Below are 18,981 nucleotides of genomic sequence, written 5' to 3' on the forward strand. Positions count from 1 at the left end.
TTGTTAACAGATAAAATTATCTCCACTCAGATTAAGTAGGCGGTAATATATGCAACTAGTACCGCAAGGCGGAAGTGAAAAGGAGCCAGTGGGTTGGGCGGCTCTCTTGCCGACTTGTTCGTGTCGCGTTTCCCTTGGGAGAAGCAACTGGCTCTTAAAAGTCAAAATGAAAAGTCTTTTTTTTGAATTTGAGCGAAGTAAGTACTCCTACGGCTATACCTGACGTAAACGAAAAGCACTATAGCAAGAGCAACTAAACATACACCAGTAGTGTTTTATTCAGAGAGAATAGAAAAAGCCTACATAATACGATCGCGGTTATGACGACTACACTTATCTCTGCTGTTAAACCAAGAGCCGAAGATAGTTTTGCTATTAGCTTTGCACCATTGTCTCTTGAAGAAATCTATGCCTTGTCTAACGATCCAGCCAACGGTGCTGTGGTTATGATGAGTGGCGTAGTTCGCAATCAAACTGATGGTAAACCTGTAATTGCTCTAGAGTATCAAGCTTACGAACCTATGGCATTGCGGGTATTTTATCAAATTGCTGCTGATATTCGCTTATCTACGCCTGATGTGAATCGGGTAGTGATTCATCATCGCACTGGACGTTTACAAGTTGGAGAAATTAGCGTTTTAGTAGCAGTAGGTTGTCCTCATCGGAGTGAGGCGTTTGAAGCTTGCCAGTATGCTATTGATACCCTTAAACACAATGCACCCATTTGGAAAAAAGAACATTGGGAAGATGGTTCTAGCAGTTGGGTAAGTATTGCTGCTTGTGAAACATCAGAAGAAAATTGTTAAATAATTCGTAATGGGCTGCGCCCCGCTACTAACGTAGTTCGTAATGATGGTCGCAAACTCGCTAACGTAATTAAGTTTTGCAAAGATAAATATTTAGTTTTTATTAAAAATATTTAGATTTGCAAAACAACAATTTATGTTGCATTTGTTTACTGAAAATGCATGATTCTATTGAGGTTTGTAAAGAATTTGTATTTCTACAAGGAATATTCCTTTAGACTGATCTTCAACTGAAAAATGTGGGGATAAACATAAATGCATTCGTTAAATATATTTTGTCACGAATTTGTAGTTGCTGTCTCTTGTGTAGCTTGCATTGTTGGACTGGTGTTACTTTGGGACGGTAAGCAGCAAAAAAATGATATAGAAGAAACAGAACAGATTCTATTTAGAATGAGCTTTACTTACTGGCTAGTTTACTGTGTAGCCTTTGGTATAGAAAAAATAGTTTTACCCGACTGGGAATCTGTACTCATGACTTTGAGAATAACTACGGCTCTGTCATATTTCTTAACTTTTTCTTGCATTGTGAGTCTGCCACTACACAAATTTGCAGTCCACCGTGTCGAGGAATAGTCATGAGGCATGGGGCATGATTAAGATTTCATAGCGATCGCTAATGCCGTTTCCAATTCTGACTGCGCTAAAGGGGTTAAAATGAAGACCTCTTGTACCGTCTTCCCCTGCCGTGCAATTACTTTGTAGCCACCGCGAATCGGTACTGACACACGCAGTTGCATTTTTGGACAATGACCTTTTGCCCGCCCAATTACTCCCGGCGTCACGGTTTGGATCCCATCTTGCTGACAAAGACGTTCTAAAATGGGGATGAGACCAGAAAGGTGAGTCGAGTGATTCCAAACCAGTCTGCCAGCTTTTTGTGAAGCCGCTTGGAGGGAATCTGCGGTAGGTTTGCCCATGATAATTAAGCTGCTTCTAGAGGTGCCATTGTCAAACCTGCTCGGTGCAGCTGCTGATGATAGAGTTCCGCAGGTTCTTGCGGCCCGACCCAGACGATCGCTTGACCTTCATAGTGTACCTGATTAGTTAGATTCCATGCGCGATCGCCACTCATCCCTGGAATATATTTCATCAAACATTCAGCCACATGTTGAAATGTATTAAAATCATCATTTAATACAATCACTTTGTAATTCGGATAAGTTTTACGGATAACTTGATTAGACCGTTCAGGAGCTTTAGTTGGTGCTGTGGCCATTGCGTAAACATCTGCTGAAAGTGTCATAACCATAGAAGAATTAAGCAAGATAATTTTACAAAACTACACTACAAACAACTAGTTTAGTCCATTGTCAGTTGTCATTGGTCATTTGTCCGTTGTTCGTTGTCCTTAACAAATGACCAATACTTCTCTTCTTAGCCTGTGTCCTAAGCGTAGCTATGCCGCAGGCTTTACGGCAACTCTTAAAGACGCACTCGCGTTCGCTCAGTACAAGTGACCAATGACAAATGACTAATGACTAATGACTAATAACTAATAACTATCTACCGCCAATTATCCCAGTTTTCATTAAAAATAGATGTATCTGGGAAGGCTGTAGGGTTGCCATTTTGTTCCAAAAGCCGTTTGAGTGCTTCTAGTTGTGGCTCTTGTTTGGGTAAATTATCCACTAATTGGTAGGGTGCGATCGCATTTTTAAGGGCAAAACTAGCAACAGTTCCCACAGCTGCGCCAGACGACCATTCAAAGGAATGGACTCGATAGGCAGCAGCAGCAATATGACTAGTAGCAATGCTTTTGCCTCCTACCAGCAAATTATCAATTTTCTGAGGAATCATTGCCCTTAAAGCAATTTGGAAGGGATAGGCTTGACCAGCACCACGCCTTTCACCTGGACGTTCTGTATTACCAGGAGCTTCTGGGGGACTATTCACCATGCAAGGATGGAAATCTATGGCGTAGTGACCAATACCCACAGCGTCGGGGAAGATGGTAGAACGAGTCCGTCGCATTGCTTTTTCTGGTGGGACTTTACCTTCAATTACTGATACTGATTCCAAACCTGCAAGTGCTGCTCGTAGCCTCCGATACATATCTGTTGGCAGAGTCTGGGAATAATACTTATCGTTGTAATCTCGGCGAGAAATATCAATTTCCCAAATCCCAAAGCCACCAGGTTGTCCCCAACTGGGGCGGCCAATGATGCGCCGTGCTTCGCGCATATAGGGATATTTCGATAAGCCATGCACTGTGCCCATTGGGGAATTTAAACCTGAAACAAAACGGTTATTGCTTTGCAGCTGTTTGACACCATCCCCCAGTTTGGAATCCGTAATTCCAGCTACCAACCAGTAATAGAAAGAGAGGGCATTTTCTTCAGCTTTCCGGAGAGTTTCTGTTCGTAATCCCCCCATCCAACCACCTGGTTTTAACTGCCCAGTACTTTCTAACTGTTGGCGACTGTAAATCAGGTTATCTTGGGCTGTTCCAGGGCGGTAATCATTACCCCAAGTCCAGTTTTGCATGGAGATGTCCCCTGGTGTAGGAGCAGTAAAACTTACACCACCGAATTTTTCTGGTTTCCCTTTGTTTGGACTCCAAATGCGACGGTAGGTGAAAACTAAATCAAAGTTAGCCAGTCGCGTTAATTCATAGCTAAAATATGGGGCGTATTCTAAATAAAATGGGGGCATTGTCTGCGGTTGGGGTTCCTTAGTTGCCTCCATTGCAAAGGTGTAGGTAAATCCTTGAGGGCAATAAGGGTCGTTATTGGTGTCAGAAGCCGAAGGTTCTAGGTAAGAACGGGCATCAATACCCAATCGGTAAGGGACATCAGCAAGGGCAATAATTTCTCCAGTTTCGCTGGCGTCTACGACATACCACTTAGGAGCATCTCCTTTATCTGCCTTGGGAAGGAAACGGAGAATAGTTTTTGTAAATCGAGATGAGTCTTCATAGCTATAAGAATCTTCAATACTTTGAGATAAAGTAAAAGTATTGAGAGGTGGTGCGCCTTTTGCTGGTTGATGTTGAATAGCAATCGCACTATTAATTATTTTGCCATCAGCAGCGATTTCCAAATCCTTAATTACCGTGTTGGGAAACCATTGCAATTTCCCTTTGCCCTGCTTCTCGGCATCTTTGAGCATCTGAGTCAAAATGTTGTGAGCATCGCGGGGAAGAAAGCAGGATTCACTAACCCAACAGTCACCGGGATTAAGTTTACCGTATTTGCGCCCAATCCGATTTCGCAATTCTAGGTAGCCGCGAGAATAGAATTTCAAAGCTCGTTGAGTTGGGCGTTCGTCTAACGCAGATGTTCCTTGAGCAGAAATTTGTCCTCCCAGCCAGTCAGTAATTTCCGTGAGGCAAACTGTTCGTCCTGCTAGTAACCCCTCGTAAGCTGTGGCGACACCGGATAGTCCACCACCCACAATTAAAATCTCGCAATTCACACTTTTATCTGGGGTTCTCGGTACTGTGGCGAGTGCCTTTGACGTTGGCGCTGCGATCGCAAAATCAAATGCAACTAAACTAGATATTAAATTGAGACTGATCAGCGATGTCAAACTATAAGCTACTTTGTGTCTGTCCTTCATGGTAAAAAAAACCGCTCTAAATCCTGTGTCACCTTGTAGACGGTAGCATTCAGCGAATGTTCATTACAAATGGAAAGAAGCTAAAAACTGGCATATTAATTGAATTTGGACAGCAAAAGCGATATATTCTGCTTGTCAAATTATTATATAGAGTTAATTTCCATTTATTCATGGAAAGTAATCTGATGCATGAAATAGCTCATGTGTTGTTCAATCATAAGCCTGTTATTTGATTCGGTAACCGGACTACCAAAACGTAAACAAAACAACGAAGATGAAGCAACTTATCTATGTAGATGCCTTCAAATTCCCAAAAGTGGTTTATTATGGGTGACACAACGAAAGATATTGTTACTTCAGATTGCAGCACATTTTGGCGCTAGTGAAGCGATGGTGAAGTTTCGCACCAATGTAACTGAAGTGTCTGTCAAATGCTAATATATTACAATATTTGCTCTGCCAACAAACAGAATTCATTAATCAATAATTGATAATCTTTAATTAAAACTGTGATGATTTAATCTCGTTTTCTGAAATTAAAAACTGCTCTTGCTAAAAGTAGACAAGAGCAGTTTTTAATAGTAAAGCAAAGCCCAAAATAAGAATTTAGGCATCTTCAAGCTCAAATTGAGCCACCGTAACGGCGTTAAAAGCGAAAGCCAAAACTAATGGCATCGGCGACTGGAACCAAAAGGTAAAAACAACAGCTAGGATCGTGCCGATTACTGCGGACATCGACCACAATCGTTCTTCAAAAGTCAATCCTTTTTCGGCTTTAATCAATTTGAGAACATGAACTGGAATTGGTTCCGGCATTACCCCACCCGGAGGGAAAGCCCAAAAGTTGTTACGTCGCTCGACAAATAAATCTGTCCAACCATTTTCTTGGCACCATGCCTCAATCCATTGAAGTGAGTAATGATTCATCATCGGCTTTCGGAGTTCGGTTTGTGGAAGTTGTGTACTAGGTGAATGTAAACTCTTGGAGATTCCTGAACAACTAACTAATCGCTATAAAATTAACGCTAATTATCCAACTTTTAAGCTTTGTTAAGCAGTTGAGACGCATATAATTACGCTCAAACCTTGCTTTCATTAATTAAAAGACTAACAGTTGATGGGGGCTGTTGAATTTAAAAGACAATAAACTTTACTTGAAAAATTGAAAGTTAAGAATTGTAAATAAGCTCATAAGTATTACTGCTTAAAAAACTCTTTATATCCAGATATTCAAATCTAACAATGAAGAATTGTAAACAACTCCCCAAGCGTAGGCTCAGTCATAGGGGAAATAGAATTGCAAGTAAGCACAAAACGTAAATTTTTAATTAATTTTCTTTCTTAAGAAAGATGATTTAAATCTCTAGACCTCTCTGAAGGTAAATAGAATCAAAGTGAAGCTAGGGTAAAATATCTAAAGAAATAAAAACTTACTTGATTAAAATCAAATATATGTTGAGTATACTTTGGGGTATTGTTGTTGTACTGATTGCTTTTTGGGCATTAGGACTGGCACTTCATATAGCCGGAAATTTAATTCATGCAGTGTTGCTTTTAGCGATCGCCCTTGCTATCTATAATTTTTTCAAAGCGCGTGATGTGTAAATATAGTGGTTCCCGATTTAGTAAGGTAGGTTTTCAAAGTTACTAACCTTGTTAAAAAAGATTTAGGTGTATTTAAGTTGCTTAGGAAACGCTATATATTAAGTGCGATCGCTTTGCCAACGCCAAAGGCGATCGCTCCTAATATTGCCGTTCTCTGACTAGGGGTGAGAAGCGATGTCTAACACAGGCTACGCATCCACCCTTTTTGCGTTACAAAATATTAAGCTAGGGAAATATACTTCTCCCAAGTCCAGTAGCAAGACTGGGAGTCTCAATTAAGATGATCCGTCTTGCTAATATTCAAATGTGGAATTAAATGCAGCGATTAGACACCAAATTGGCTCTCGATATGTTATGGCAGCAAGGGTTAGCGTTCCTTCTAGGAATTATTATATGGTGCGTGGCTGATCCCGCACTAGCTGTAGACTGGACTCATCCGCTTTCATTTAGTAATGCAGAGTTGTCAAGACGTGATTTTTCTGGTGAAAGTTTACAAGCTGCGGAGTTTTCCAACGCCAATATGGAACTGGCTAACTTTTCTAACGCTGACTTGCGCGGAGCAGTCATGAGTGCTTCGGTGATGACAAATGCAAATCTCCACGGAGCAGATTTAACTAATGCAATGATTGATCAGGTAAACTTGACTAAGGCAGATTTGAGCGACGCAGTTTTCAAAGAAGCTCTTTTGCTCCGCGCCATATTTAATGATGTGAATATAGACGGTGCAGATTTTACAGATGCAATTCTGGATAGAGCGCAAATCAAAGAACTGTGCAATAAAGCCAGTGGTGTGAATTCCAAAACAGGCGTGCAAACTCGTGATTCTTTAGGATGTCAATGAAACGTGTTGGTGTAATTGGTGGCGGACAACTTGCCTGGATGATGGCGGATGCAGCACAGAAGCTAGGAGTAGAATTAGTAGTACAAACTCCTGGTGAACACGACCCGGCCGTGTCAATTGCCAAAGAAACTGTTTTCGCCCCAGTTGATGACGCAACTGCTACGGAAATATTAGCTAACAAATGCGATGTCATCACCTTTGAAAACGAATTTGTTAACTTAAATGCTTTATCTGTTTTAGCACACCAAGGCGTTTTTTTTCGTCCCAGATTAGAAGCCTTAGCTCCTCTTTTAGATAAATATCATCAGCGTTGCTATTTACGCGACTTGGGCTTACCTGTTCCCCAATTTTTCGCCATTGATGAGGTGGAAAATCTCAAATCAAAAATAGAATATCTAGGTTTTCCAGCAGTTCTCAAATCCCGCCGTCACGGTTACGATGGTCAAGGTACTTTTATAATTCAGGATTTTGCTACTTTAGAGCAAAAGCTAAGTTATGAAACCACAACAACTTTAAATCAATCACTTTTATTGTTAGAAGAATTTATCCCTTTTGAAAGAGAACTAGCAATAATAGCAGCTCGTTCTGTAGAGGGAAAAATTGTAACTTATCCAGTGGTAGAAACCCAACAAGAACAACAAGTGTGTCGGCGGGTAATTGCGCCTGCTGAGATTACACCCAATCAAGTAGCAGAAATAGAAGCGATCGCACATACTCTATTAAATAACCTAGAAGTAGTAGGCATTTTTGGAATTGAGCTATTTTTGGGTGCTGACGGTAAAATCCTGGTAAATGAAATTGCACCCCGTACCCACAATTCTGGGCATTTTTCTATTGACGCTTGTGAAACTTCGCAGTTTGAGCAGCACCTGAGAGCTGTTTGTGGTTTACCTTTAGGAAATCCGGCTTTGCTGTGCGCTGGCGCTGTAATGGTTAACCTACTGGGATATGAAAATTCTCACAGCGACTACCAAAGCCAGCGTCAACAACTAGCAGAAATTTCCCAGGCGCACGTTCACTGGTATGGGAAGACAGAATCACGTCCTGGGCGGAAGTTGGGACATGTTACCGTTTTGCTAGATAATCAGAATCGAGAATCGGCAAGTGCGATCGTCATCGCCCACAGCATAGAATCTATCTGGTATTCCAGGTAAGTTTTTCAGAAACTTTTGATGTTGAACACACAACATCTTTTTGAAAGCTATAATGAGTGAAGTTGCACTACGACGTTGGTGACTGCCATCAAGTTTTTTGATCTATGCCTTTAATGACAAGGGAGTCAACTGTTCTCGTGGCAGTAGACCGGGCATGTACCCGGAAACTTTAAACGAGGAATTTAGGTTCCCACCTGGATAAACCCAGGTCATAAACTTAGGTAAAACGGCGTCGCGGTGAACTTAAAATTATTAGCTCCTAAAGTCAATTAGAACTTAGGAGCTTTAACTATTTAAATCAGTAAAACTTATATCACTGCGACAAATGCCACTAGAATTTGGAAAAAATACGACTTTCTAGTAAGCCCTCCAAGCTTTCTAGATTGGTTGAGCCAATTTGTAAGCTCTTGACTTGCGTTTTTAGCGGTCTCAAGCACACCTATACGCTTGAACTAAGTTAAAACGTTGTTACATCAACAGTTCGGCTTCGCTCACTGTTGACCCTAAGCGAAGCCGAAGGGTCAATTTTTTTAACGAACCGCCAAGGCGCAGAGGACGCAGAGAGAAAAAAGAGATGCTTAACCCAAGCGTATTGTCAAGCACACTAGTTTTTACAGAAGTTGAACTTGCCTTTAAAGCATTTTTTCCAATAAGGAAATCAAGTGGTAAACTTTTTTAACTGATGCGCCTGGAAGATTAATAGGCTAGGAAAAGTCGCTATTGAAAGCGTAAAACCTTAAGTAAGAATTAATGCTGGCTGACGCATGTAGAAGCATTTTCAATTGCCGATTCCACGTTCTAGCCCTTTTGTTGACTGTGGAACTGGCCCCCTTGCTCGGTCGTGTCTGTATGTTGTGAAATTCGGGTTATCAGTCTTGTGCTTTATTAATGAATCGGTGTTCTAGGTTGCTCTCCAGCATTGTCTAATAATTTCGACACTTGATGGAACCGCCTAGACCGGGCCGGGTTGTCGCAGCTGCGGAGACTCCAATATACGGGCTTTCGGACTTCGCAAACCCCCTGGTCGGAGACCATTTGGGAGAGTGATCAGAATTAGAAATGTTGCCACTAGGTCCACGCTGCACGAAGCTTCCACTGGAGTTTTGCCATCGGTAGGTAACAAGCGTAATCGGGCGGCCGGTGTAGTTATAAATAGTCACCGATCTCGGTTTTACCTCTGGACTCGAGACACCTGGGGTGAGGTACTCCCAATCAACATATACACGGACGTAGCCGGAAGTTCTATCTTTCCCGTCACGCGTAGCGAGATGGAAGGAACACGGCGGATCTGGATCTGGATGAGGTTCCGCTTTTACAAGACTTGCAGGGAGCAGCATCGCTGCGGCAGCGAACACCGCCAGAGTTTTCTTGAGCATTTTTATCTCTGATTCTCTTAATAAATAATGTTGTATATTAATTGAAAAGGACTTAAATTTTTATTTCAAATTTATACTTATTAATAATTGGTTTTTCAGCTGCTCACGGTGACTACAATCGCTTAATTATTTGTCCTTGCTGAGTTAAACATGATTTTGTTTGAATACAAATATTCTCTGAAAACTTATTAATAATGAGAATCAAATAAAGAAGTTGGGAATGGCGTGGCAGGCTACCATAAAAGCTAGTAACCTGTGGACTAAAAGGTTTTGCGATCGCTAAAAATAGTACTTTATGATACAGTTTTTAGCTCGATAGGGTTTTAAAAAAGTACTTTTGCGATCGCTTGCTCTAGTCAGTCCCAGAAATATCGCCACAAACCCTTATTATTTTGTCAACTTACAAAAGAGTTAGGTCTACCAAATTTAGCGATAATTCTGATAAAAACAAAATTTGTATAAATTGATTCTAAATCAGGTATCATTCAGAGGTAAAATCACAAAATTATCTGAAATTGTGGTTAAAGCTACAGAAAATTGTCACAGCAACTAACTAATACAATATTTCCAGCCTCGGTCTTCCGACTAGACAGTGGTTTAACGTTTATTCATCAAGAAATTCCCACTACTCCTGTAGTTGTGGCGGATGTTTGGGTGCGTGCTGGAGCAAGCCGAGAGCCAGAACCTTGGTTTGGTATGGCGCACTTTCTAGAACACATGATTTTTAAAGGTACGGCGACGCTATCCCCTGGAATGTTCGATTCTAAAGTTGAAAACCGGGGAGGCGTGAGTAATGCGGCGACAAGCTATGATTATGCTCATTATTCCCTCACCACAGCTGCCCCTTATTTAAAAGATACTCTGCCGTACTTGGGAGAAATATTGCTCAATGCGGCAATTCCAGAAGATGAATTTAGCTGCGAACGAGACGTGGTGCTAGAGGAAATTCGTTCTTGTCAGGACGATTCTGACTGGATAGGATTTCAAGCGCTGATTCAAAGCATCTATCCGCATCACCCTTACGGACGTTCTATATTGGGTACTGAGCAAGAACTGATGCAGCAATCCCCAGAAGCAATGCGTTGTTTTCACCGCACTCACTATCAGCCGGAAAACATGACGGTGGTTATTGCAGGGGGTATAGCCCAGCAACCAGCTTGGGAAATGGTAAATCATTCGTTTGCTGATTTTGCCGAACGTTCTAATTGTCCGCAGTTTAAGGAAGTGGCAAAGCCAGTAATAACAGGAATTCACCGTCAAGAACTGTATTTACCACGTATAGAACAAGCGCGATTATTGATGGCGTGGCTAGTTCCTGGAGTAGAAGAAATCCGCGCTGGCTATGGTTTAGATTTGTTGTCAGTGTTATTGGCAGAAGGGCGGACTTCGCGTTTAGTACGTGATTTACGAGAAGATTTGCAATTGGTACAGGGAATTTGCAGTAGTTTTTCTCTACAACGGGAATCGAGTTTATTTACAATTACTGCCTGGTTGGAACCAGAAAATCTGGAGGAAGTTGAGTCCTTAATTTGCGCTCATTTGAATGATTTGCAGACTACAGGAATTAGTGAACAGGAACTTGCTCGTACACGTAGGCTGCTATGTAACGAGTATGCGTTTTCTACGGAAACGCCAAATCAACTTACAGGGCTTTATGGATATTACAATACCATTGCCCAAGCTGAATTAGCTGTGGCATATCCCCAGCAGATTCAGTCTTTTGATGCCAAAGAACTGCAAAAATTAGCTAAACAGTATCTCTCGCCGGAGAATTACGCGGTTACTGTACTTAAACCGTGTTAGTCATTAGTCATTAGTCATTAGCAAAAGACAAATGACCAATACTTCGGCTTTGCTCAGTACAAGTGACAAAGGACAAATACTTCGGCTTTGCTCAGTACAAGTGACAAAGGACAAACAATAAATGATAACCTTGCTGCAAAAATCGCCTATCCATCGTACCGTATTGAACAATGGCATTGTCGTGCTGGTGGCAGAAAACCCTGCTGCGGACATTATTGCAGCGCGAATCTTTGTGCGTGCCGGTAGTTGTAATGAGAATCGGGAGCAAGCAGGACTGGCACATTTGCTATCAGCAGTGATGACAAAGGGATGCGATGGTCTTTCTAGCTTGGAAATTGCAGAAAAAGTCGAGTCTGTAGGGGCGAGTTTAAGTGCAGATGCTAGCACTGATTATTTTTTGCTATCTTTCAAGACGGTAACATCCGATTTTGGGGAAATTTTAACATTGGCAGGGCAGATTCTGCGATCGCCTACTTTCCCCGAAACTCAAGTGGAACTAGAACGGCGTTTAGCACTCCAGGATATTCGTTCCCAAAAAGAGCAACCTTTCAATGTCGCCTTTGAACAAATGCGGCAGGTAATGTATCAAAATCATCCATACTCCATGTCAGTGCTGGGAGATGAATCCACTATGAGCAGCTTAACTCGTAAGGATTTAGTGGAGTATCACCAAACTTATTTCCGTCCAGATAATGTAGTAATTAGTATTGCTGGTAGAGTCACAGCCATAGATGCAGCAGCGTTGGTGGAAGAAGTTTTTGCTGATTGGCAAGCGCCAGCCCAAGCATTACCAATACTGAATCTACCAGAGATTAAGGTGGAACCGCAGGTAAAGCTGAAGCCAGTACAGACACAACAATCAATTGTCATGCTTGGGTATTTGGGAACATCGGTGAGTTCTGTTGACTACCCCGCCCTGAAGTTGCTGTGTACTTACTTGGGAAATGGGCTTTCTAGTCGCTTATTTGTCGAATTGCGGGAAAAACGCGGTTTAGCTTACGAAGTATCCGCCTTTTACTCCACAAGGCTATTTCCAGCCTCATTTGTGGTTTACATGGGTACAGCACCAGAAAATACCAGTATTGCCCTAGAAGGACTGCGTACAGAAGTAGATTTGTTATGTACCACCGAAATATCCCAAAGCGCACTCCAAGCTGCTAAAAACAAGATTCTGGGGCAATACGCCTTGGGTAAACAAACGAACGGGCAAATTGCTCAGATATATGGTTGGTATGAAATTTTGGGCTTAGGAATTGATTTTGACACAAAATTCCAAGAATTGATTGCGGCGGTGAGTGCGAAGGATGCCATCGCTTCAGCTTGTAAGTATTTAAAAGAGCCTTACTTGTCTTTAGTTGGTCAAGAAGAAGCAATTAATCGAGCGATCACATAACTGAAAATGTCTAATCGTAAAATGCAGCAGCTGTTTTTTAGACCAAGCGGCTGTACTATTAGCATGAGAATATTTTGGGAGTGAATTCCATGCAAAGCAGCCTGACAGCAAGTATTTTGAGTTACTTAAAATTACTAGATCCAACTGTAAATCGCTGTAAAATGGAAAAATGGCCAAAAGGTTGGTGGTCAAAGAGGTCTAAATCTTTATTAGCCATTGAAATACTCTTGTTCTCCACTACGCCTTTCTTGATTGCCTCAACGGCTGTAGTATCAATAGCAGCGCCACAAAAAATTGCCCAAGTAAATCCTCAAGATAGCATCAACCGCCCTATCCTCAAAGTTGGTAGCCAAGGCGAACGCGTGTCTGAACTTCAAGCAGCTTTGAAACTTTTGGGTTTTTATTCTGGTGCTGTAGATGGTACATATAGTCAGAATACAGCCAATGCTGTTACCCGGTTTAAACAAGCTGCTGGTTTGAATCCAGATGGCATTGTTGATGCCAGCACTTGGCAACGACTTTTCCCGAATCAACCAGTTGCAGCATCAACCGTTCCTTCATCCCAGCCAAGATTTAACTCAGCTACGAATTTTCCTGTTCCAACCCAAGCTAGCAATGTTACCAACGTTGTAAATTCTAATCCTCCAAGACAAGCTGTAACACAAGTTCCGACTAGCCCCGAACCAAGACCTACTACCCCAAAAAAAGCTGTAACACGAGTTGCGACTAGCCCTGAGCCAAGACCTGCTACCCCAAAAAAAACTACATCAAACACACAAAAAACGCCAAATCAGACTACATCAACTACTCGAACTCAGTCAACTACACGGACTGGGCAAACTACTCGAACTGGGCCAAACACAACTACTAAGCGAACCCCTGGTATTCAATACACCTCAGAAGGATTACCAATTTTGCGTATAGGATTACGTGGTTCTGAAGTTGTTAAATTGCAACAACAATTGAAAAAGCTTGGTTTCTTAAAAGGCGATGCCGATGGAGACTTTGGCCAGACAACCGAAGCAGCTGTGAAAGCTGCACAAACGCGCTATGGTTTAGAAGCTGACGGTGTAGTTGGTGGCTCTACCTGGGAGGTTCTTTCGCGGCGTTAGCCCTAACAGCGTTAGGCTGATACTAAAGTTGCCATCCACTATAGTGCAATTTTGGCAGTTCCCTTAATCACTTTGGAACTTGCTAGTACTAAATACCCTCTTTTAGGTACAGGGGTTTCTCGACAAAGAGAAACCCCTATAGGAGTTTTGCTGCTCATTTCATTTTTAATGAATTTAATTCGTGGTACATCCTGCAATACGATAAAGATACACTCATTAAAAGTATCTCTTTATGCGATCGCTGAAAAATTACATTGCTTTTAGACTGACAAAAAATGATGGCAACTTTAAGAGTCAAGCAGAACGACACCTGGTAGTGTTACAGATCACAACTGGCAATAGTGAAATTAATTAAACTTACTGCTAATTCCTTTAAAAAAACTTATGCAACACTTTTTATTAACTTGGCTCGGTACTGCGGTGGCGTTATTTCTGACCGCTAATATCGTTCCGGGATTCTTTATCAAGAATTTTGTGACTGCCTTGATAGCTGCCCTTGTTATTGGTCTGGTTAATGCATTTGTTAGACCAATTTTGCAGATTTTGACGTTTCCAATTACCTTACTCACCTTTGGTTTATTTACATTGGTGATTAACGCCTTAGCCCTTTGGCTGGCAAGTGTCCTAACTCCTGGTTCTGGTTTTGAGATTCAGGGCTTTCTACCTGCTTTGTTAGGTTCAATTGTGCTAGCTATTGTTTCTAGCATAATTAACTATTTTTTGAGAGTTGTTGACTAGAAAAATTAGAAAAATTTTGTAATACTAAATATTTAAAGCTTGGGCAACAGCAAGAGTTACCGCTCCTGGTTGCCCTTGTATTTGGAAAATTTGTTTAGGAACTAAGAACTTCACCTGCAATTCCTCTATCTTTGTAAACGGAAAAACAGTCAATGATGTAAGTTGAGAGGCTGCAAGAATAGCAGCTGCTTCTGCTACGCTAGGTGTACCTACTTTATCGTCGGTAATTGTGGCAGGGTTGGGGACACAGACAGAGCGAAGGATTTGGGCAGAAAAGGTTTTTAGGGGGAAATTGCGTAGGTTGCAAAGTTCTATCAAACCAACTTCCGAGGCTTTAGTGTCAATGGTAGCAAGACCTGCGATCGCACTTTGAAAAAGTTGATTTTCTCGACATATTTGCTCAATTGCCCAATCAATCAACTGCCACGAGGTTCCCCGTTTACAACCGATTCCTACCCATAAAACCTGTTGCACTTGGTGTATTTCCTTATTCAATTCATCAGGGTTTGGTTTACTCCAACAGCCAACAAAATAAATTTCCTACTGTCAGCCTCAACTCACTTGCAAAATCTGGCACAGGGAGTAAAGCTTCTAATTCATCCAACATTATTGGCTGTTGATTGCGGATGTACACAAATACCGTTTGTTCTTCTGGATCAATCAGCCAACCCATTTGTGTTTCATAATTGAGGCAATGTAAAATATTTTTTGTAACTTTCGTTTGTCTTTGGTCAGGTGATAGAATCTCGATAGTCCAATCGGGAGCTGCTTTGAAGACGTTGGCAACTTGGCCATTTTCATCACGAGGAATTCTTTGCCAAGTAAACACAGAAACATCTGGCACTATTGATCTTCCGCCAAAAGTACACCGCAATTCTGGATACGCTCGTGCAATTCGCTTGGGCTTCACCGTTAAGTTAATAGTGCTAACCATTTCACCTTGAATTGTACTGTGCTTCCCCTGTGCCATTGGTTTTTGAATAATTTGACTATCGATGTATTCACTAGCGGGTTTCGTTTCTGGTAAAATTAGAAACTCTGCCAAAGTTATGTTTTTAGATGATGTCCGTAGCATTTGCGATCGCCTCCAAATCCAAAAATTATGATTAACAAACCGCCAAGACACAAAGTACACAAAGAAAAATCAGCATAACTCTTACTCTGCGTACCTTTGCGTTACCTCAGTACACCTTAGCGTTAAAAAAATTACATCCTCTCCAATACCTGAATTCCCAACAAAGATAATCCCAACTTCAAAGTTCTAGCAGTCAAATCACATAAAACCAAGCGTGATGTCCGTTGCGGTTCCTGTGCCTCCAACACTTGAACTCCCTGATTGCGATCGTAAAACTGATTAAACTTTTTACTCAGTTCATACAAATACTCACACAAACGATTAGGCAGCAAATCTTGCTCTACACTACTAATAACTTCATCCAGTTGAAGTAGATATTTTGCCAGCGCTAATTCTGTTTCATGCTCCAACAAAACAGCATTGTTTCCCAACTCCTTAAAGTTAATATTACCCTTGCGGCTAATTCCCTGAATCCGCGCATAAGCATACAACATATAGGGCGCAGTATTACCTTTGAAATCCAGCATTTTGTCGTAGCTGAAAATGTAGTTACTGGTGCGGTTTTGGCTTAAGTCTGCATATTTAACTGCACTGATCCCAACAACAGAAGCAACTTCATTAATAAATTCTTCAGTTTCAATACGTTCTTCTTCTTGTAATCTAGTTTTTAGGTCAGCATGGGCACGAGCGATCGCTTCATCTAATAAATCCCGTAACCGCACAGTATCCCCAGAACGAGTTTTGAATTTCTTCCCATCTTCTCCTAACACCAACCCAAAGGGCACATGCACTAATTCCACATCATCGGGAATCCATCCGGCTTTGCGTGCAACCTGGAAAACTTGAGCAAAGTGGTTCCCTTGTCCAGAATCTGTTACATAAATTATCCGCTTTGCTTCATCCTTCTCAATCCGGTAGCGGAGGGATGCTAAATCAGTTGTGGCATAGTTATACCCGCCATCTGATTTCTGCACAATTAAGGGTAAAGGTTCACCTTCTCTATTTGTAAACCCTTCCAAGAAAACGCATTTTGCGCCCTGATTTTCTACCAGTAACCCAGATTTTTCTAAATCTTCCACAACGCCAGATAGTAAAGGGTTGTAGAAAGATTCACCTCGTTCAATTAATTGGACATCCAACAAATCATAAATTACTTGAAACTCCCGCCGTGATTGTTCACACAGCAGTTTCCAAGCATGAAGTGTATCCTCTGCACCTGCTTGTAATCTTACGACTTCTTGCCGTGCTGTTTCTTGAAAAGCTGCATCTGTATCAAAGCGTTGTTTGGCTTTGCGGTAAAAAGAGACTAGATCACCAATATCTAAAGCATTAGCGGTAGTAAGCGCGTCTGGGTAAACTTCCCGGAGATAGGCAATTAACATACCAAATTGCGTACCCCAATCACCTACATGATTTAACCGCAAAACATCGTGTCCAAGAAAATCTAAAATCCGGGCGATGGAATCACCAATAATCGTAGAACGTAAGTGTCCAACGTGCATTTCTTTGGCAATATTCGGACTAGAAAAATCCACAATTTCTTTTCTTGGCGTTTTTGCGACTGGAACTCCTAATCTGGGATCAGCTTGAATATGATTCAGTTGTGCTTCCAGGTACGCCGTTTTCAGTTTCAGATTGATAAATCCAGGCCCAGCGATTTCTGGCGGTTCGCAGATTTCGGATACATCTAGTTTATCAACGATCGCACCTGCGATCGCTCTTGGTTGCAATCCTTTCTTTTTACTCAGCGATAAAGCCACATTCGCCTGATAATCACCAAATTTAGGATTGCTAGCAGAAACCAAAATTGGATCTACTCCAGCAAAATCAGCGCCAAAAGCCGCAACTATTGCCTGTTCAAGCTGAACTTTTAGTTTTTCTTGTGTAGCGTTCATATATAAATTTTATCTAAGAGAGAGGGAATCTAGCTCTGCAAAAGCTTGATTATTAACTTTAGCATTTCATTTTGAGCCACTAGATTCATGAGAGATATTTTTGTCCCTCTACTTAGCAATGCTGAAACCCATGATAAAATCTGGCGTTGCTGATTCCATGTATGAAAATGATTTTGCATAATACCAAAATCCCTGTAGAGACGTAGCAGTGCTACGTCTCTACGTCGTACCACTTTGTGGAAGCTAGCAAGAGCGTCTCATAGAGAAGTGCGGGCTACACCAACGCATTTGTTATTTCGGCGAACGCATTTGTTATTTTGGCGAACTCATTTGTTATTTAGGCGAACGCATTTGTTATTTTGGCGAACTCATTTGTTATTTCAGCGAACTCATTTGTTATTTCGGCGAACTCATTTGTTATTTTGGCGAACTCATTTGTTATTTTGGCGAACTCATTTGTTATTTTGGCGTACGCATTTGTTATTTCGGCGAACTCATTTGTTATTTCGGCGAACTCATTTGTTATTTTGGCGTGGACATAACGCACCCTACGAAACTACTAAAAGAGTTGAAACCTATGCTGGTCATACTTGTGTGTACACGGTAGCCTTTTAGGAGAGAGATTTAGAGAGAGGTTTTCCAGATGCTGTGAAAAGTTATACCATTTCTTTGTGAGGCTGCGCCAAACCCTTTTAACTTCTTTCTTTGTGTGCTTTGCGTTCTTCTCTAACGAGACGCTGTGCGAATGCGGTTCGTTTTTCTTGCTTCTTAGTCCGGTAAGCCAAATGTGGATGTGCCAATTGGTACTCTTAAAAATATCTGGAGACAAGCTCAATTGGAGGAAGAGTAATGCGTTATACAGTTGTGATTGAAAAGGGAGAAACTAGCTACGGCGCTTATGTCCCTGATTTACCAGATTGTGTAGCTGTGGGTGAAACTTTAGAAGAAGTCAAGCAGATGATTACAGAAGCTATTGAATTTCATCTAGAAGGAATGTTAGAAGATGGTTTACTTATTCCTAAACCTACAAGCATCGCTCATGAGGTTGAAGTTGCAAACTACATCAAAATATAATTATCGGAAATCATTAAACTACTACTTTATCTGTAACGGAAATTTCAACTGTATAGATAAGTAGTGATATGAAAGTACGTGATGTAATCAAGGGAGTGGAAGCTGATGGTTGGTATCTTGATAGAACTAAAGGTAGTCATCGACAGTTCAAGCATCCTGATAAACCAGGTTTAGTTACAGTTCCAGGTAAATTGTCTGACGACTTAGCCCCTGGTACTCTCAGTAGCATTTGGAGGCAAGCACAGTTATAAGGAGAACGGCAATGCATTACGTAGTGGTGATTGAAAAGGCGGATAGTAATTACTCTGCTTATGTCCCTGATTTACCAGGTTGTGTAACTACAGGTGCAACCTTAGAAGAAGTCAAGCAGATGATTGCAGAAGCTATTGAATTTCATCTAGAAGGAATGCTAGAAGATGGTTTACCTATTCCTAAACCTACAAGCATCGCTTATGAGGTTGAAGTTGCAAACTACAGCAAAACATAATTATAGGAAATCACTAAATTAGCGCTAAACAATCCTTCTAGAATATTTAAGTTTATGTAAA

At 41.3% G+C, this 18,981-nt stretch carries 20 protein-coding genes and 1 other RNA gene; 14 read left to right on the top strand and 7 right to left on the bottom strand.

Going from position 1 to position 18,981, the window contains the following annotated elements; translation table 11 throughout:
• The first annotated feature begins 320 nt into the window (after positions 1–320).
• Entirely contained in the window at positions 321–806 is a 486-nt protein-coding gene (locus V7L20_RS16480; RefSeq protein ID WP_334745115.1) for a molybdenum cofactor biosynthesis protein MoaE, read from the top strand.
• A 255-nt stretch (positions 807–1,061) separates the two neighbouring features.
• Complete coding sequence (locus V7L20_RS16485; protein ID WP_334745116.1) at positions 1,062–1,382, top strand: hypothetical protein; 321 nt, start codon at positions 1,062–1,064, stop codon at positions 1,380–1,382.
• Positions 1,383–1,402: 20 nt separating this feature from the next.
• On the opposite strand, the gene V7L20_RS16490 is transcribed toward V7L20_RS16485, so the two are convergent.
• The 3 genes from V7L20_RS16490 to V7L20_RS16500 form a co-directional block, all read right to left on the bottom strand.
• On the bottom strand, positions 1,403–1,726 hold the full coding sequence (locus V7L20_RS16490; RefSeq protein WP_334745117.1) for a DUF2103 domain-containing protein: 324 nt from the start codon (positions 1,724–1,726) through the stop codon (positions 1,403–1,405).
• A 5-nt stretch (positions 1,727–1,731) separates the two neighbouring features.
• Entirely contained in the window at positions 1,732–2,058 is a 327-nt protein-coding gene (clpS, locus tag V7L20_RS16495; RefSeq protein ID WP_334745194.1) for an ATP-dependent Clp protease adapter ClpS, read from the bottom strand.
• Between the two features lie 254 nt (positions 2,059–2,312).
• Positions 2,313–4,367, bottom strand: coding sequence for an FAD-dependent oxidoreductase (locus V7L20_RS16500; protein WP_334745118.1), 2,055 nt, complete (start codon positions 4,365–4,367; stop codon positions 2,313–2,315).
• A gap of 201 nt (positions 4,368–4,568) precedes the next feature.
• On the opposite strand from V7L20_RS16500, the gene V7L20_RS16505 reads away from it, so the two are divergent.
• On the top strand, positions 4,569–4,805 hold the full coding sequence (locus V7L20_RS16505) for an ImmA/IrrE family metallo-endopeptidase (protein ID WP_334745119.1): 237 nt from the start codon (positions 4,569–4,571) through the stop codon (positions 4,803–4,805).
• A 168-nt stretch (positions 4,806–4,973) separates the two neighbouring features.
• Here V7L20_RS16505 and V7L20_RS16510 read toward each other — a convergent pair whose 3' ends face one another.
• Entirely contained in the window at positions 4,974–5,297 is a 324-nt protein-coding gene (locus V7L20_RS16510; protein ID WP_334745120.1) for a hypothetical protein, read from the bottom strand.
• Positions 5,298–5,819: 522 nt separating this feature from the next.
• On the opposite strand from V7L20_RS16510, the gene V7L20_RS16515 reads away from it, so the two are divergent.
• From V7L20_RS16515 to V7L20_RS16550, 8 genes are all read left to right on the top strand, one after another.
• Positions 5,820–5,972 carry a lmo0937 family membrane protein gene (locus tag V7L20_RS16515; RefSeq protein ID WP_096607063.1) on the top strand — a complete coding sequence of 51 codons (153 nt, stop codon included), beginning with the start codon at positions 5,820–5,822 and terminating at the stop codon, positions 5,970–5,972.
• Between the two features lie 349 nt (positions 5,973–6,321).
• Positions 6,322–6,813 (top strand): pentapeptide repeat-containing protein, encoded by a 492-nt coding sequence (locus tag V7L20_RS16520; protein ID WP_334745195.1) that lies wholly within the window; start codon positions 6,322–6,324, stop codon positions 6,811–6,813.
• Positions 6,810–7,967: a 5-(carboxyamino)imidazole ribonucleotide synthase gene (locus V7L20_RS16525; protein WP_334745121.1), complete on the top strand. Its 1,158-nt coding sequence runs from the start codon at positions 6,810–6,812 to the stop codon at positions 7,965–7,967. The genes V7L20_RS16520 and V7L20_RS16525 overlap by 4 nt, the downstream gene beginning before the upstream one ends.
• A gap of 61 nt (positions 7,968–8,028) precedes the next feature.
• Positions 8,029–8,212, top strand: a non-coding RNA gene (gene ssrS / locus V7L20_RS16530) — 6S RNA.
• Between the two features lie 1,692 nt (positions 8,213–9,904).
• Complete coding sequence (locus tag V7L20_RS16535; RefSeq protein WP_334745196.1) at positions 9,905–11,146, top strand: M16 family metallopeptidase; 1,242 nt, start codon at positions 9,905–9,907, stop codon at positions 11,144–11,146.
• Between the two features lie 121 nt (positions 11,147–11,267).
• Positions 11,268–12,539 (top strand): M16 family metallopeptidase, encoded by a 1,272-nt coding sequence (locus V7L20_RS16540; RefSeq protein WP_334745122.1) that lies wholly within the window; start codon positions 11,268–11,270, stop codon positions 12,537–12,539.
• Positions 12,540–12,628: 89 nt separating this feature from the next.
• Positions 12,629–13,651, top strand: a complete 1,023-nt coding sequence (locus V7L20_RS16545; protein ID WP_334745123.1) for a peptidoglycan-binding domain-containing protein — start codon at positions 12,629–12,631, stop codon at positions 13,649–13,651.
• A gap of 384 nt (positions 13,652–14,035) precedes the next feature.
• On the top strand, positions 14,036–14,389 hold the full coding sequence (locus V7L20_RS16550) for a phage holin family protein (protein WP_334745124.1): 354 nt from the start codon (positions 14,036–14,038) through the stop codon (positions 14,387–14,389).
• 24 nt (positions 14,390–14,413) lie between these two features.
• Here V7L20_RS16550 and V7L20_RS16555 read toward each other — a convergent pair whose 3' ends face one another.
• From V7L20_RS16555 to argS, 3 genes are all read right to left on the bottom strand, one after another.
• Positions 14,414–14,863 (bottom strand): cobalamin biosynthesis protein, encoded by a 450-nt coding sequence (locus V7L20_RS16555; RefSeq protein WP_334745125.1) that lies wholly within the window; start codon positions 14,861–14,863, stop codon positions 14,414–14,416.
• 37 nt (positions 14,864–14,900) lie between these two features.
• On the bottom strand, positions 14,901–15,464 hold the full coding sequence (locus V7L20_RS16560) for a Uma2 family endonuclease (protein WP_334745197.1): 564 nt from the start codon (positions 15,462–15,464) through the stop codon (positions 14,901–14,903).
• Positions 15,465–15,595: 131 nt separating this feature from the next.
• Complete coding sequence (argS, locus tag V7L20_RS16565) at positions 15,596–17,359, bottom strand: arginine--tRNA ligase (RefSeq protein ID WP_334745126.1); 1,764 nt, start codon at positions 17,357–17,359, stop codon at positions 15,596–15,598.
• 849 nt (positions 17,360–18,208) lie between these two features.
• Here argS and V7L20_RS16570 point away from each other — a divergent pair.
• The 3 genes from V7L20_RS16570 to V7L20_RS16580 all read left to right on the top strand — a co-directional run bounded on the left by V7L20_RS16570 (position 18,209) and on the right by V7L20_RS16580 (position 18,920).
• Entirely contained in the window at positions 18,209–18,433 is a 225-nt protein-coding gene (locus tag V7L20_RS16570; protein ID WP_334745127.1) for a type II toxin-antitoxin system HicB family antitoxin, read from the top strand.
• A 68-nt stretch (positions 18,434–18,501) separates the two neighbouring features.
• Complete coding sequence (locus V7L20_RS16575) at positions 18,502–18,684, top strand: type II toxin-antitoxin system HicA family toxin (protein WP_334745128.1); 183 nt, start codon at positions 18,502–18,504, stop codon at positions 18,682–18,684.
• 11 nt (positions 18,685–18,695) lie between these two features.
• Positions 18,696–18,920, top strand: a complete 225-nt coding sequence (locus tag V7L20_RS16580; protein ID WP_334745129.1) for a type II toxin-antitoxin system HicB family antitoxin — start codon at positions 18,696–18,698, stop codon at positions 18,918–18,920.
• Positions 18,921–18,981: the final 61 nt, after the last annotated feature.

It is taken from the genome of Nostoc sp., from assembly GCF_036916735.1.
Taxonomy (GTDB): Bacteria; Cyanobacteriota; Cyanobacteriia; order Cyanobacteriales; family Nostocaceae; genus Nostoc.